The organism is Aestuariivivens marinum (assembly GCF_022662175.1).
GTDB classification, from domain to species: domain Bacteria; phylum Bacteroidota; class Bacteroidia; order Flavobacteriales; family Flavobacteriaceae; genus Aestuariivivens; species Aestuariivivens marinum.
Genome location: NZ_JAKMCR010000001.1, coordinates 1,271,873 through 1,288,006, shown reverse-complemented (window position 1 = coordinate 1,288,006; position 16,134 = coordinate 1,271,873). Strand labels below are relative to the sequence as shown.

Sequence of the window (16,134 nt, the reverse complement as noted above, 5' to 3'; positions counted from 1 at the left end):
GTTTAATACCCTGCAACCTGACCATCTTTTCTGCTTTCTGAAGCACCTCTGTACACCTTATTCTTGGCATCCCACAAAATAGCTTGATAGCCACCATAATATCCTAACCCATAGCCAACCTTATGCCCTTTTAACATAAGTCCCCTAACCGTTTCATAGGGAATTCCCGATTCTATATGGATCTCGCCTATACCCTCGGCCGCCTCGCCTGTTGGAGAAGACGACCCGCTATGGTCCCAACGTGGTGCATCACCAGCTTCTTGCAGGTTCATCTCAAAATCAACAATATTCATAACAATTTGCGTATGGCCTTGTGGTTGAAAATCGCCTCCCATGACCCCAAAACTTACGAAAGGTTGACCATCTTTAGTAATAAAAGCTGGGATAATGGTATGAAAAGGTCTTTTTTTAGGTTCATAGGTGTTATTGTAGCCTGGTTTTAAATTAAATAATTCACCACGATTTTGAAGCATAAAACCCAGTTTTGGAGGTGCCATTCCCGAACCCATCCCTCGATAGTTGCTCTGGATAAAAGAAACCATATTACCATATTTATCAGCTGTGGTTAAATAAATAGTCTCTCCCGAACTTATTTCACCAGCTTTATATTTCGAAGCTCTTTCTTTTATAAGTTCCCTTCTCTTAGCGGCATAGTCATCGGAAATTAATATTTCAACAGGTACTTTAGCAAAATCCATATCGGCATAGTATTTAGCACGATCTTCAAAAGCTAGCTTTTTGGCTTCGGTAAAAAGGTGCAAATGTTCAGTACTACCAAATTCAATTTCCGAAAAATTATAACCTTCTAAAATCTGTAACATCTGCAATGCCGCAATACCTTGTCCATTAGGCGGTAATTCCCAAATATCATAACCCCTATAGTTCACCGAAACGGGTTCGACCCATTCAGATTTGTGTTCAGCTAAATCTTCCATTGATAAAAAGCCGCCTTGTGATTTGATAAAATCCGTAATAGTTTTGGCTATGTCTCCTTTATAAAATGCATCCCTTCCTCCGTCGGCTATTTTTTTATAAGTATTGGCTAAATAGGGATTTTGAAATAATTCTCCTTCTTTAGGTATTTTACCATCCATTAGATAGTTATCTTCTATATTAGGGAATCCTTTTTCCAAATATTTTGAAATACCTATATTGAAATAAAAGGCTATAAGTTCTGTGAGCGGAAAACCATTTTGAGCATAATTAATAGCCGGTTCCAAAATGGTAGTCATGGACAACGAACCAAATTTATTATGTAAAGTAAACCAACCATCTACAGTACCTGGCACACTAATCGGTAAAGGCCCATAAGAAGGTATTGTACTTAGCCCTTTTTCCTTAAAATAGTCCAAAGTTAACCCTTTTGGCGAACGACCGCTGGCATTAAGACCATATAATCTTTGGGTTTTGCCATCCCAAAGAATCACAAATAAATCACCTCCAATACCACAACCCGTTGGCTCCATTAAACCTAAAGCTGCATTAGCTGCAATAGCTGCATCTACAGCATTACCACCTCGTTTTAAAATATCTAAGCCTACTTGAGTTGCTAATGGATGACTTGTCGCAACCATACCATTTTGAGCTATGACTTCAGATCTGGTTGCAAAAAGTTCACCTGTTATCCGATCTTGAGCCTGACCATTAAATATTGAAATAACGAAGACTATTAATAGAATGATTTTTAACTTCATAGGGGGTTTTTAGTTGATTTTCAGAAACCTAACGAAGTTAACAGATTAAATTAAGAATATCAAGTAAGTGTTTTAAAAAGAAAAATAACTGACAAATCCTTTATATTTGGCATATGCAATTCCCTTTAGGCTTTTTAAAATTGAACAAGCAACCTGTTTTACTAATTTTAATTAGTTTCATCCTGTATTATATATTTGCCTACCATTTAGCACGTACCAATTACCTGCTTTTGCTTTGTCTTTACTTTAGCTTGTTTGCTATATTCTATAAACTTGTATCAAGTTTTAAAAACAACATTAAAACCTTAATTTTTATTGCATTTGGTTTTCGGGCCATATTTATTTTGGCTATCCCTAACCTCTCACAGGATTTTTACCGTTTTATTTGGGATGGTCGCATAATTTTAGAAGGATTTAATCCTTATTTGTTCACTCCAGAATCCTTTATAGGTCAAGATGAATTCCCTATATCAAAAGCTCAACAGTTATTTAATGATATGGGCACTTTAAATGCCAGCCATTACAGCAATTATCCGCCTATAAATCAATTATGTTTTACCATTGCTGCTCTATTTGCCAATAAAAGTGTTTTGGGGTCGGTAGTGTTGATGCGCCTGCTTATTATTGCTGCCGATTTTGGCACGTTTCACCTTGGTAAAAAATTATTAAACAGATTGAACCTACCTCTACACCATATCTTTTGGTATGTTTTAAATCCGTTTATTATTATCGAACTGACAGGAAACTTACATTTTGAAGGTGTCATGATTTTCTTTTTGGTGTTGTCCTTATACTTATTACATCTAGGCAAATGGCAATGGGCAGCTGTGGTTTTAGGTTTATCCATTTCAGTTAAATTGATACCCTTAATTTTTTTGCCTTTGTTTTTTCAGTGGTTCGCTTCGAGTAGCCTCAGCAACCGTACTTCTACAACCCCAGTAAATGTTTCCACCAATTACGTGAGAGATTCTTCGCTATTGCTCAGAATGACAAGACTTATTTCATTTTATGCCATTGTAATCAGTGTTGTCCTATTACTCTTTGCACCTTTTTATTCTTCTGAATTTATTAATAATTACACCAAAACCATAGCTTTATGGTTTAATAATTTTGAGTTCAACGGTAGTTTATATTATATCGCTAGGGAAATTGGTTATTGCTTTAGGGGATATAACGAGATTGCCATAATAGGAAAAACGATTCCATACCTCATCTTACTTTTTGTTTTATTGATGACATTCTTTAGAGAAAACAAAACAACCCAACAGCTTATCACAGCCCTATTGCTCTCCTTATCGTTTTATTACTTTACAGCTACAACAGTTCACCCATGGTACATTGCAACACTTTTAATTTTGTCGGTATTTACTCACTATAAATATCCTTTAGTATGGAGTCTCATTATAATACTAAGCTATTTGGCTTACTTAAATACTAACAAGGCTGATAAGTCTGAAAATTTATGGATAATAGCCTTAGAATACCTTATTGTTTACGGCGTTTTTATATGGGAAATATTTATTAAAAAACTTCCTAAACGAGAGTCAAAACCCATTCTTAAATTAGATTAGCCAACTTGGCAATAAACAAATCAACCACTTCAATAACAATTAAAATAATTATAATCCACTCTAGTTTGCTACTCTCTTTATGATCCATAATATCTTTAAAGAGCTCTAAATTCTCTTTAATAATTTCTATACGATCGTGAATTAATCGGTACCTATCCTTTAAATCAAAAGATTGCTTTAAATCTAGATTAAGTTTGCTAAGTTGTTCTCTTTCCCAAGTGATTTCGGGAGAATCGAAAATATACAAGTTCTCCGAAATCTTATTTTTTATGTTTAAAATCTTGCCTATAAATCTTTTTAACTTGTTTCCAGAAATATCCAGCTTTCCTCTTTGTTCAAGATATAAGGTGTGTTTATTAGTTTCGACAAGTAGTTCTTCGGTTATTTCAGAATACCTATCCAGTGCTACTGATTGTGAAGTATTTAGCATCACCAAACGAATCATTTCTTCATCAAAATTAGGAAGCACAACTCTATCAAATTCTACTTTTAGAGTACTAGGTTCTATAGCAACTGTCACAGAATCTGACAATTTTTGTTTAAAATAATTAACACTTAGTGGCTGTATGTAACGCAAGGCCATTTTTATTTCAGCTTTGGACATGTTGAAAAAACTCACTATACCATACTGAAATATATATACAAATTTCTCTGGTGTAATTGAAAAATAAAGCTCATCGCTATCATGAAATAACAATTGCCAAGGTACCTGTTGCCTACTGGATTTGATATTGATAGCACTAGCAACCTGATAAGCAACTACAGCATACATTTAAAAACTAAATACGTCGTTTGAATCTTTAAAACTTTTAAATTCCAACATATAATCATTAGGATCTTTTACGAAAAAAGAATAGTGCTCACCCGCTTTGTCTTTTAAAAAAATAGACCCAGTTACCAGATCCAATTGTAATTCCATAAACTTGTCATAAACATTTTTCCATGTTGTATGGTCCAAGATAATCCCAAAATGGAAGGATGGTAATATCTTACCTTCGAACACATAGTTTGGGCTATTAAAATTAAATTTTCCAGCTTTAATGAACGTTATTTGGTGGCCATAAAAATTGACATCAACCCAGCTTAAGGTACTTCTTCCAAATGAAGCCCCAATACTCTTGTAAAAATGTTTTGTCTCCTTGACACTCTGGCAAGGTAGTGACATGTGAAATGAGGTTTGCATAGGCCATAATTTATAAATGAACTATAGAGGTTTTAAACTTTCAACTCTGTAAATAACATCATCACCATCTTCATCCTCCACAAAGGTTATCCTAAATTCCTTATCGATTAAACTCTTATCGTTTTTTAAATCGAATTGTTTTAAAACACGTGGATGGACTTCTTCAAAAGCCAATTCGTCACCGTTTTCAAACCAAAATGTGTAATAACCGTTTTTATACGACTTAAAAACAGCTGTTCTCATAGTAATTTATATTGTATTAATCATTATCGTCGTCTGTATCTTCATCAGTCACATCGGGATCTTGAACCGCTTCTGGATCATCATTATCAAAATTTTCATAATCATCTTCATCATAATTTTCCATAGTTATGGCCAGCTTTTTACTAACTTTTACTAAGTACTTGGTATCTGATGTTGTGACTTCAACAGCTTCAATAATCTCGTTATGCTGATTTCTAAATGATATAATTTGGTCGTCATCGTAACCATCGGGATACTTTTCAACCAATAAGGCCAATATCTCAGGCGTTAACTTTTTAAAGTCTACTATGACACGTTTTAAATTATCATTTCTGTTTTTCATATAAATCTTTTTTATGGTTGGTTTGGTTTATTGACCCAAAAGATATGCAAAAATTAAAGGCGCCACAATTGTTGCATCACTTTCAATAATAAATTTTGGCGTATCGATATCTAGCTTACCCCAAGTTATTTTTTCGTTAGGTACGGCTCCTGAATAAGATCCATAACTGGTAGTAGAATCACTAATTTGGCAAAAATAGCTCCAGAATGGGGTATTTGTACGTTCCATATCCTGATATAGCATTGGCACTACACAAATAGGAAAATCACCTGCTATACCTCCTCCTATTTGGAAAAAGCCTATACCTTTTTCAGAATTATCGGTGTACCAATCGGCCAAAAAAGTCATATATTCTATCCCCGATTTCATGGTACTGGCTTTCAACTCACCTTTAAGTACATAACTTGCAAAAATATTGCCCATGGTACTATCTTCCCATCCCGGACAGATAATAGGCAAGTTCTTTTCGGCAGCGGCATACATCCAAGAATCTTTTAAATCGATTTCATAGTATTCTTCTAGAACCCCAGACAACAGCATTTTATACATAAACTCATGTGGCAAATAACGCTCGCCTTTATCATCGGCATCTTTCCATATTTTAAAAATGTGCTTTTGCAAACGTCTAAACGCCTCTTCTTCTGGAATACAGGTATCGGTAACCCTATTCAATCCTTTTTCCAGCAAGTCCCATTCTTCTCTTGGCGTTAAATCGCGATAATTTGGCACACGCTTATAGTGCGAATGAGCCACTAAATTCATAATATCTTCTTCAAGGTTAGCTCCGGTACAAGATATAATCTGCACTTTATCCTGACGTATTATTTCTGCCAAGCTCTTTCCTAACTCTGCCGTACTCATAGCTCCTGCTAAAGAGATGAGCATTTTAGCACCATTATCTAATTGAGCTTCGTAGCCCTTTGCAGCATCCACTAAAGCAGCAGCATTAAAGTGCAAATAATGTTTTTCTATAAATTGGGATATTGGTCCTTTAGTATTCATCATCGTCATTAAATTTGTTTACATTACTTTTTTGTTTCGACACGTCGTAAGTATTATCGTAATCGTCATCGATGGCTTCGTTCATAAATTTATAACTTAACATCTTATAATACAATTTCGCTGCCAAAAAGTCGGATGATTTTTCTTTTGAATTCGGGCACAACTCAACAATATCAAACCCTACCACATTCTTTTCTGAAAACACCTGCTTTAAAAAATCCAAGGTTTCGTACCAGAACAACCCACCGGGTTCGGGCGTCCCCGTACTTGGCAAAATGGAAGGATCTAAAGCATCTAAATCGAAAGTTATGAATACATTATCAGTCATTTGATCAATAGCCGAGTCCATCCAAGTATCGTCCACTGCCATTTCATGTGCAAAATAAGTTTTATCAGTATCCATGACGGTTGTTTCCATAATATCCATAGAACGTATACCCACCTGAATTAGATTAGTGGTCTGACTAGCTTCATATACGGCACAAGCATGGTTACAGGATGTACCTTCGTAACTTTTACGTAAATCAGCATGGGCATCGATATGTAATACCGTCAAACTGGGAAACATTTCATTAAAAGCTCTAATGGTGCCTATAGATATAGAGTGTTCTCCACCAAAAATCGTTACGAATTTGTTTTTCTTAATATATTGCTTGGTTACTTTATGCACAGTATCGACCATGGCTTCCGGTGAACTGTTTTCGGTAACAGCATCAGCTAAATAAACGCCTTGCTGGTATACTTCAGTATCCGTTTCAATATCATAGAGTTCCATATTAGCTGAAGCATCCAAAAAGGCCTGAGGCCCTTTATCGGCACCTTTTTGCCAAGTACTTGTACCATCGTAAGGCACAGGAATCAATACAATTTTTGCTTGTTCTAATTTTGCAAATTCCTCTGGAATTCCAGCATAGGTATTAGTTGTCATAACCTAAAATTTTAAGTAAGTCTTCACTTCTTTGTTGTTCACTAAATAATTCTGTTGTAATTTTTCCGTCTACATCACGGTCAATTAAAATATGCTTTGGTGAAGGAATCAAACAGTGTTGTAATCCGCCATAACCACCAATAGTTTCCTGATAAGCTCCAGTATTGAAAAAACCTATATATAACGGTTTTTCCTTATTGTATTTGGGTAAATATATAGCGTTCATATGTTGTTCACTATTGTAATAATCATCACTATCGCAAGTCAAACCACCCAGTAGCACACGCTCGTAGGTATCATTCCATCGGTTAACAGGCAGCATGATAAACCGTTTGTTTATTGCCCAAGTATCTGGTAACGTGGTAATGAATGAGGAATTGATCATGTTCCACTTCTCTCGGTCATTTTGTTGTTTTTGGTACAATACTTCGTAAATGGCACCTCCACTTTCACCAACGGTAAAGCTACCAAACTCAGTAAAAATATGGGGCACTTTTACCCCTTCTTCATCGCAGGCCAGTTTTATTTGATTGATGATCTCATCAACCATATACTCATAGTCAAAATCGAAGGCCAACGAGTTTTTAATAGGAAACCCACCACCTATGTTTAAACTATCCAACGATGGACAAATCTTCTTTAAACTCGTGTATACCTTCAAACATTTTGAAAGCTCATTCCAATAATAGGCATTGTCCCTAATACCTGTATTGATAAAAAAGTGCAGCATTTTAAGCCTTACCTTTTTATTCCCTTTAATCTGATTTTTATAAAACGGCACTATATTTTTATAGCCTATCCCCAAACGCGAGGTATAAAACTCGAACTTGGGCTCTTCTTCTGAAGCGATTCGGACGCCAATGCTAAATTTTCCTTCTATCTCTTCAGAAAGCAAATCTATTTCTTCATAATTATCGATAATGGGAATACAGTTATTATGTCCATTATTTATTAACCTCGCAATATTGGTAATATATTGTGAACGTTTAAACCCATTACTCAGCACATAGGTTTCATCTGTTATCTTACCTTCCTTTTTTAAACTTTCCACAATATCGATATCAAAAGCCGAAGAAGTTTCAATATGGATATCATTTTTTAAGGCTTCGTTCAGCACATGTTTAAAATGGGAACTTTTGGTACAATAACAATAACTGTATTTACCACGGTACTTATTGTTTTTCATAGCCTTACCGAACCAGCTTTTCGCTTTTTGTATGTTTGCCGAAATCTGTGGTAAATAGGTAAACTTTAATGGCGAACCATAGGTTTCTACCAATTCCATTAAATCGATACCATGAAATTGAAGTGTTTTATCTTCAAGTGTAAATTCCTCTTGCGGAAAATCAAAAGTTTGATTGATTAAATCAATGTATTTCGTATTCATCTATTTTTTAAAAATTTTAACATGGAAAATGTGTATAAACCACACGTTAATCGAATAAAAATAAATGGTATCAAATACGGATTTGACTTTGTGTTGTAGGCACAAAATCGTAATGATGCTGGCTAGCACCTATTGCAGTCACGGAAGTTAGCTTTAAAATTCGGTTGCTTAATCTGTAAGCTGCTTTTGAATATGACTTCCTAATTTTCAAAAGCCCGAACGTAAAAACAGGTTTCAATTTGTTCAGCTAAATACAGTACAAATGAAATATAAAAAATTTAATTAAATCCGTTTTTTTTTATTTTTTTTAAATTTTTTTCACCCTTGATTTACAGCATCTTAAGATTATTAAGCTCTTGTTGGGTTAAATGCTTCCAATGCCCTCTTGGAATATCTTTTTTGGTAAGATGTGCTATGGCTACACAATCTATACTTAAAATATTATAGTTAAAATGGTCAAAAATAGTACGTATAATATTGTTTCCTGTGTTCTTAATCTTCAAACCAATTTCTTTTTTACTGGCACCATCGATATAACTAATCTCTTCAACAGCTATTAATTTACCGTCGATCTTAAAACCGCTTTGAATCTTTTTTAAGTCTTCCAACTTTAGATTTTTATCTAACTCTATATGAAACAGTCTTGGCACCCCGTGTTTGGAATTGGTAAATTTATTAACAATAACCTCATCATTGGTAAACAATAGTAAGCCTTTGGAATTCCTGCCTAATCTACCAATGGGTTTAATACGCGATGATGTAGCATTAGCTACCAAATCCATAACTGTCCTCCCTTTACCCTCACTTGTGGTGGTCGCAAAACCTTTTGGTTTATTAAGCAATACATAGGCTTTTTTCTCTGGGTTTATACGGGCTCCATCGTAACGTACCTCATCGTTATGTTTAACTTTATAACCCATTTCAGTTATTACCTTACCATTAATGGTTACCAAACCTGTGGCAATATGCACATCGGCCTCACGGCGCGAACAAATACCCGAATTGGCAATGTATTTATTTAACCGTATCCCGTCTGGGTTCAATGCTTCATTAACTTGCACAGCTTTTTTTATAGGTGCATTGCCCCTAGCATAACTGGTCTTACGATAGGTATTGTGTCCCCTTCCTGAAGGCTTCCCTTTTCCATTACTGCTTTGATGCCTATTCATGGTAATAAAATTTTATGCAAATATATGGTTAAAATTGCGATGGTGGGTTTTTGATAATGCTTTTATTAAATCCTATTCATCACTACATCTATATTAATCAACACAATACTAAAAACACCAACCACAATAATAAATTTAAGCATGTTATGTAGGATGAGATAATGGGTTTTTGTTTGGGATTTCCAAAGCAATCCCAAAAATAAAAGGAGCATTAATACACTTAAATAAAAAAATAAATACATGTAACCCACTTCAAAATAATACAACAGCAAATAAACTGGAATTAATGCTACAACAATTAATATAGTAAGCATAATCTTAGACACTTTTTCCCCATAAACAACAGGAATGGTCTTGTATCCCAATGCTAAATCGCCTTTAATGTTTTCCAAATCTTTGGTAAGCTCACGCATGGAAATCATTAAAAATAAAAAAATGGCATGTACAAAAATAACCGTCTCAAAATTTTTGTAGTACATGAAAATAGCAAAAAAGGGCAAAATTGTTAGAACTGCCGAGGTTAAATTACCTACAAACGGTAACTTTTTCAATTTATGTGAATACAGCCAAATACCAAAAATATAAAGAGAAAAAAATACTACGGCTCTAAATGACACATAACTAGCCATGATAACGGCCATAAAATTGAGCACAAAATAAAATGAGAGTTTGGTGTTTTGGCCAACCAATCGATCCAGTCGGGACTTAATAGGCTTATTAATTAAATCTTTTTCTGAATCATAAAAATTATTTATGATATAACCCCCTGCTATGGTCGCTGCTGAAGCCAAAACCAACATAAGCAGGTTTAAATCAAAAACCACCTGCTTCAACGGTTTATCATACGCTAAAATGTAAATAGACGTTAAATATTGAGCAATGACTACCACTAAAATATTATAGCCACGCACCACCGAAAACATGCTGAAGAATTTAAGTAAAATATGTTTCTGTTTTCTGGATAGCATTTGAGAAAAGGATGAGATTCTGAAATAACACTTCAATAAGCTCAGTATGAAGTTCAGGATAACATATTTAGGGTTTAGAAATTATAAACCACTTCCATCCTGTATCCTGAAAGGGCCTGTTTTGCTTTCTCTATATCTTGGGTAAACCCTAAAATATAGCCCCCACCACCAGAGCCACAAAGCTTTAAATAATAATCATTCGTCTCTATCCCATTTTTCCAAAGCTCATGAAACTGCTTAGGAATCATAGGTTTAAAATGATTTAACACCACTTTAGATAGCTTCTTAGTATTATGGAACAAGGATTTAATATCACCTTTCAAGAAATCGTCTACACAAGCATCGGTATGCTTTATAAATTGGTCTTTAAGCATGTTACGGAAGCCTTCCTGCTTCATATTCTCCATAAAAATATGTACCATAGGAGCCGTTTCACCTACTGTTCCCGAATCCAATAAAAACACAGCGCCTTTTCCTTCACTCTGCTGTGCTGGAATACCCGTGGCTTCAATATTATCTTTAGAATTGATAAGGATTGGAATACTTAAATAACTATTTAATGGATCCAATCCAGAAGATTTACCATGGAAAAACGATTCCATTACAGAAAAAATAGCTTTTAACTTTAATAGTTTTTCACGGGTTAAGTTTTCCAAAACCGTGATTTTATCAAAAGCATATTTATCGTAAATTGCCGCGACCAAAGCTCCACTACTTCCAACACCATAACCTTGCGGAATAGAAGAATCGAAATACATCCCCGATTTAATATGACCTTGTAGTGCAGTAATGTCGAAAGTTACCAAACTACTATCTATAGTTTCTAAATAAGCAGCAAAATGCTTTAAACAGTCGTTGGATGTTTTAGCGTTTGCAGAAAGGTTTTTTTTTGTCTTTAAAGCACCATTATAAAAGTTATAAGGAATAGACAAACCTTTTGAATCCTTAATGATGCCATACTCACCAAAAAGTAAAATTTTAGAATAAAAAAGAGGACCTTTCATAAACCTTATTTGTTTCAAAAATAATACAAAATATTAAACAATATTAATATTTTTCTATAATTCGTTAGCTCCTAATCCAATATTATCGCAAATATAGTTTCCATTTTCACAATGTGCAACTAATTCAGTACTAATGAATTTAAGCACATTTCTTAATTCCTTTTCTGGAAACAAAAGGTGCACATTGGCACCGGCATCAAGCGTAAAACATATTTTTGATCCCGTTTCCTTTCTATAGCTCCATATTTTATTAATAATTTCCAAGGTATTAGGCTTTATCAAGATAAAATAAGGCTTACTGGTCATCATCATGGCGTGCAAGGTTAGAGCTTCACTTTCAACAATTTTAATAAACATATCTAAATCACCCTGTTCCAAAACCAATTTTAAAGCTGATATATTGTCATGCGCCTGTTTAAATCGTTCTTGTGCAAAAGGATGGTCATGCATCAAATTATGTCCCAACGTACTGCTCACCTGTTTTTGACCTTTATCGACCAACAGGATAACATCCTGATAATTTTTAAAATTATCGTGAACCTCAAATGGATATTTTATTCCAAACAAATCTGAGCTCCCTTCTATTTCCTGATGAGCTCCCCAAACCACTAAAGGCCCTTCCAAACTACGACAGGCACTGCCAGATCCCAATCGGGCAAGGAAAGATGCCTTTTGTGTAAAAAACAGTTCGTTTATTTCGACTTCACTCAATGACCGCTCAACACTCATTAAACACAAGGCCAACGCACTCATTCCTGATGCTGATGATGCAATCCCTGAGCTATGTGGAAAGGTATTTTGTGTCTCTATAATAAAATGGTAGTCCTTTAAAAAAGGTATATAAGCTTCAATACGCTTAAAAAAAGTATCAATCTTGGGCTTAAAAGCATCTTTTTTTTCACCATTCAGAATCACATCAAATGAAAAATTACCGTTATTTTCCCTCTTGGTATAATTCAACTTGGTTATTGTTTCACAGGCGCTAAGCGTAAAGCTAATAGAAGGGTTTTCAGGAAGTTGCGGTTCTCGCTTTCCCCAGTATTTTACCAAAGCAATATTGCTAGGAGACGACCAGGTAACACTACCATTATCTAAAGTTTTTGAATATGGTTTTGGAATAAAATCTATTAATCTCATCTAATCAGTTTCAATATACAAAGACGCTCTAAAGACAGGTATCTGTCTATGAGCTAATATTTTTGCAAAAGTAAGCAAAATCTAGTGTGCTTTTTCTTTTTCAATAGATATTGCAAATTACTTAGCATGGTTTTATAATTTCTTAATGTTGTATTAACTTTTAGTTTTCGTTCAAAAAAATCATTATTGAATTTTAACCTGCCATAATTTGCCTTTCTATAAATATAAATACAATCTCCTCCAATGATAAACAATTCATCATTATAGGATAATTCTGATACCTCTGCAACTATTTGACTCGCTGCACAATAACTTAAAATAGACGTAGACTCTCTTTTCTTATGTTTCTTATGAAAACAAACAAATACTAAAAATTCTTTATAATTTTAATCGATTTATTAACAATACTGGAAACTTTAAAATCAAAATGGCCTTTGATAGCATCATGAATTTTCGATTCTAAACCATGAATGTTTTCTTCTATAGTTTGATAAACAAGATTTCTACTTTGAAATAAGTCTGTATCTTTTGAAATCCAAAGATTGACAAACACTCTCTAAGTTTAGCATAGAAACTTTCTTCTGTCCATTAACATTGATTTCCAGAAGTAATACAATATAAGCTCTCATGATAATTTTACATATCCTTATTTGTTATGTGCTTAGCTGCAATATAGGCCCCCGTCCATGCATTCTGAAAGTTAAAGCCTCCCGTAACAGCATCAATATTCAATATTTCTCCAGCAAAATACAGGTTTTTATGAACCCTACTTTCAAAAGTCTTAAAATTAATTTCCTTTAAATCAATACCTCCAGCAGTTACAAACTCTTCCTTAAAAGTACTTTTCCCTTCTACTTTAAAAACAGCTTTAGTGAGTTGGGTCGACAAATGTTCTAATTGCGTTTTGTTAATATCTGCCCAGATCATATCTTCATTAATAGTAGATGCCAATACCAACTGTTGCCATAAGCGTTTAGGAAGATCAAACCGTGCCAACTTGATTATTTTTTTCTTTGCCAAATCATGTTTTGCACATTTTAAAACCTTTAAGCAATTTTCAAAAGGCTTACCAACAAAGTTAATTTCAATTTGAAATCGATAATCCATCTTGGCCAATTCCAACGCTCCAAATGCCGATAATTTTAAAATAGCCGGCGCACTTAACCCATTATGGGTAATCAATAAAGGTCCTTTGGACTCTAAATTTGTCCCCAAAATTTTTACCTCGACATTATTAGCAACTACACCTGGCATATTCTTAATACGCTTGTCCTGCACGTTAAAGGTAAATAGAGAAGGCACAGGATTTACAATGGTATGCCCTAGCCTTTCTAAAAGTTTCCACATTTTTATACTGCTCCCAGTTGCGATAAGTATTTTTTTTGCAAAAAAATTTTCCTTGTTAGTGTTTATACACCAAGTACTATCCTTCTTTTTTATAGAATTTACCGTATGTTCATATTTAACTTCAATATGTAGTTTTCGGGCTTCATTTAAAAAACAATCAACAATAGTTTGTGAGGAATTGCTCTGAGGAAACATTCTGCCATCACACTCTACTTTTAGCATAATGCCTCGATTTTCAAACCAAGCTATGGTATCACCCGTCATAAATTGATGGAACGGCCCCAATAGTTCTTTTTGCCCTCTAGGATAATTCAATACTAAATCCTGTGGAATAAATTCTGCGTGTGTAACATTACAACGCCCTCCTCCAGAAATTTTCACCTTTCGCAAGCCTTCTTTGTTACGTTCTAAAATAATGATCTTTAATTGGGGATTGAATTCTGCAATATTAATGGCTGCAAAAAAACCAGCTGCTCCACCACCAACAATTATAACATCAGCTTTATTCATAACTTTTCCGGATTGTCTGATATAATACCATCAACACCATAATCTTTCATTCGCTTGATGGTTTCTTCGTCATTTACAGTCCATGTAATCACTTTATAACCTTTTGCCTGGGCGAACTTCACATTATCACGAGTTATAAGAGCAAAATTAGGATGTATAGATACAGCTTTAACCGTTTTGGCAAATTCTATAGCTTCAGCTACATTGGCTTTTGTTAAAACTCCTAATGAAATATCTTTATTCATTTTAAAGACGTCTTCAAGTTCATGATGCTGAAAACTGGACACAATAAAGTTATTATAACTCCAACCTTTAGTTTCAATATAATACTTAATAATATGACAAGCCTTGGAAGCAGTATGCTTTCCCTTTAATTCAATATTTACCAAATATTTGCTACCAACTAAGTCTAAAACTTCAGTTAATGTTGGTATTTGAAACATACCTTCCACCCTTAGTTGTTTTAATTCATAAAGCGATCGTTTACCAATCTCACCTGTACCATTAGTCATTCTATCTAAAGTAAAATCATGAAACACCACCAACTCACCTGTAGCACAGGCATGCACATCTATTTCTACACCGTCAATACCAAATGCTAAGGCCTTTTGTATAGATTCCAATGTATTTTCGGCCACATAGGCCATGGCTCCCCTGTGTCCCATTTTTAAAATTTTTATGTTCATTTTTTAGCTATAGGACGCATTAACCCTTCTTGTGTAACTGATGCCACCAACATACCATCTCTTGTAAAAATATGTCCTCTTGCAAACCCTCTTCCATTATGGGTACTTGGTGATTCCATAGAAAATAATAGCCAATCCTTAAAATCAAAATCTCTAAAAAACCACATTGAATGGTCTAAACTAGCGGTTTGTGTATTGCCCCAATGCGCTTTACTTGCATGTGGGTTAAGCGCTGAAACCAAAATATTATAGTCTGAAATATAGGTTAAAATTTGCTGTTTAACAGGCAAGTTCAACTGGTTTGGACCACCCTTAAGTCTAAACCAAACATCATTATAAGGAGGCAAATCTTTACGGTTCAAAGGATTTACAATAACCGTTGGTTTAAAATCTATAGGACGTTCAATTTCAAAAAATGTCTTAATGTGCTTGGGCAAAAAATTGTTGTACTGATATAAAATATCCGTCCAACTTAATAAATCCTCCGGCTGTTTTATTCCTGATTTCATTTTTATCTGATGGTTATACCCTACTTCACTTTTATGAAACGATGCTGCCAAAATAAAAATAACCTTATCATTTTGGCTAGCGGTTACTCGGCGTACGGAAAAGCTACCTCCATCGCGTAAAACGGACACATTATAATAAATGGAAGTTTCTAGATCACCTAGTTCCAAAAAATAAGCATGCAAAGAATGCAAGACCCTTTTATTGGTTATTGTCCTATAAGCAGCATTAATGGCCTGAGCCAACACCTGTCCTCCAAAAACATTAGGGCTGCCAACAGATTTACTCAACCCTAAAAACTCAGTTTCTTTAATTTTGTCTAATATTAAAATATCTAATAAATCTTTTACCGAGGTCATATTATCATATACTTTCAAACCATAAAACTATAAAAATCAAAAATTGGCATAGCATATTTTGATAAATAGTTTTAAATTTTATATTGTATTACATAT

General features: G+C 34.3%; 17 protein-coding genes. 1 reads left to right on the top strand and 16 read right to left on the bottom strand.

The window, feature by feature from the left end; genetic code table 11:
- Positions 1–2: 2 nt before the first annotated feature.
- Positions 3–1,694 carry a gamma-glutamyltransferase gene (gene ggt / locus MR053_RS05520; protein ID WP_242131439.1) on the bottom strand — a complete coding sequence of 564 codons (1,692 nt, stop codon included), beginning with the start codon at positions 1,692–1,694 and terminating at the stop codon, positions 3–5.
- Positions 1,695–1,807: 113 nt separating this feature from the next.
- Between ggt and MR053_RS05515 the strand changes: the two genes are divergently transcribed.
- Positions 1,808–3,265, top strand: coding sequence for a mannosyltransferase (locus tag MR053_RS05515; protein WP_242131438.1), 1,458 nt, complete (start codon positions 1,808–1,810; stop codon positions 3,263–3,265).
- Here MR053_RS05515 and MR053_RS05510 read toward each other — a convergent pair.
- From MR053_RS05510 to MR053_RS05445, 15 genes are all read right to left on the bottom strand, one after another.
- Positions 3,252–4,037 carry an RMD1 family protein gene (locus tag MR053_RS05510; RefSeq protein ID WP_242131437.1) on the bottom strand — a complete coding sequence of 262 codons (786 nt, stop codon included), beginning with the start codon at positions 4,035–4,037 and terminating at the stop codon, positions 3,252–3,254. The two genes, MR053_RS05515 and MR053_RS05510, sit on opposite strands and share 14 nt — an antisense overlap.
- Positions 4,038–4,448 (bottom strand): VOC family protein, encoded by a 411-nt coding sequence (locus MR053_RS05505; RefSeq protein WP_242131436.1) that lies wholly within the window; start codon positions 4,446–4,448, stop codon positions 4,038–4,040. It lies immediately after the preceding gene.
- Positions 4,449–4,469: 21 nt separating this feature from the next.
- A complete protein-coding gene (locus MR053_RS05500; RefSeq protein WP_242131435.1) occupies positions 4,470–4,691 on the bottom strand; it encodes a hypothetical protein in 222 nt (73 codons plus the stop codon).
- A 16-nt stretch (positions 4,692–4,707) separates the two neighbouring features.
- Positions 4,708–5,034: a hypothetical protein gene (locus MR053_RS05495; protein ID WP_242131434.1), complete on the bottom strand. Its 327-nt coding sequence runs from the start codon at positions 5,032–5,034 to the stop codon at positions 4,708–4,710.
- Between the two features lie 27 nt (positions 5,035–5,061).
- Positions 5,062–6,036, bottom strand: coding sequence for a deoxyhypusine synthase family protein (locus tag MR053_RS05490; protein WP_242131787.1), 975 nt, complete (start codon positions 6,034–6,036; stop codon positions 5,062–5,064).
- Complete coding sequence (gene speB, locus MR053_RS05485) at positions 6,026–6,964, bottom strand: agmatinase (RefSeq protein WP_242131433.1); 939 nt, start codon at positions 6,962–6,964, stop codon at positions 6,026–6,028. Before speB ends, MR053_RS05490 begins: the two co-directional genes overlap by 11 nt.
- On the bottom strand, positions 6,954–8,351 hold the full coding sequence (locus tag MR053_RS05480) for a type III PLP-dependent enzyme domain-containing protein (protein WP_242131432.1): 1,398 nt from the start codon (positions 8,349–8,351) through the stop codon (positions 6,954–6,956). The genes speB and MR053_RS05480 overlap by 11 nt, the downstream gene beginning before the upstream one ends.
- 329 nt (positions 8,352–8,680) lie before the next feature.
- Positions 8,681–9,520 (bottom strand): pseudouridine synthase, encoded by an 840-nt coding sequence (locus MR053_RS05475; RefSeq protein WP_242131431.1) that lies wholly within the window; start codon positions 9,518–9,520, stop codon positions 8,681–8,683.
- A gap of 65 nt (positions 9,521–9,585) precedes the next feature.
- The gene (locus MR053_RS05470; protein WP_242131430.1) at positions 9,586–10,488 is read right to left on the bottom strand and encodes a geranylgeranylglycerol-phosphate geranylgeranyltransferase; all 903 of its coding nucleotides are present in this window, start codon (positions 10,486–10,488) and stop codon (positions 9,586–9,588) included.
- Positions 10,489–10,562: 74 nt separating this feature from the next.
- Positions 10,563–11,492, bottom strand: coding sequence for a mevalonate kinase family protein (locus tag MR053_RS05465; protein ID WP_242131429.1), 930 nt, complete (start codon positions 11,490–11,492; stop codon positions 10,563–10,565).
- A gap of 54 nt (positions 11,493–11,546) precedes the next feature.
- Positions 11,547–12,629: a diphosphomevalonate/mevalonate 3,5-bisphosphate decarboxylase family protein gene (locus MR053_RS05460; protein WP_242131428.1), complete on the bottom strand. Its 1,083-nt coding sequence runs from the start codon at positions 12,627–12,629 to the stop codon at positions 11,547–11,549.
- A gap of 503 nt (positions 12,630–13,132) precedes the next feature.
- Positions 13,133–13,258, bottom strand: a complete 126-nt coding sequence (locus tag MR053_RS14040; protein ID WP_394800315.1) for a DUF1697 domain-containing protein — start codon at positions 13,256–13,258, stop codon at positions 13,133–13,135.
- Between the two features lie 7 nt (positions 13,259–13,265).
- Entirely contained in the window at positions 13,266–14,486 is a 1,221-nt protein-coding gene (locus MR053_RS05455) for a BaiN/RdsA family NAD(P)/FAD-dependent oxidoreductase (RefSeq protein ID WP_242131427.1), read from the bottom strand.
- The gene (locus MR053_RS05450) at positions 14,483–15,172 is read right to left on the bottom strand and encodes a glycerophosphodiester phosphodiesterase (RefSeq protein WP_242131426.1); all 690 of its coding nucleotides are present in this window, start codon (positions 15,170–15,172) and stop codon (positions 14,483–14,485) included. The genes MR053_RS05455 and MR053_RS05450 overlap by 4 nt, the downstream gene beginning before the upstream one ends.
- Positions 15,169–16,038, bottom strand: coding sequence for an acyl-CoA thioesterase (locus MR053_RS05445; RefSeq protein ID WP_242131425.1), 870 nt, complete (start codon positions 16,036–16,038; stop codon positions 15,169–15,171). Before MR053_RS05445 ends, MR053_RS05450 begins: the two co-directional genes overlap by 4 nt.
- Between the last annotated feature and the right edge of the window lie 96 nt (positions 16,039–16,134).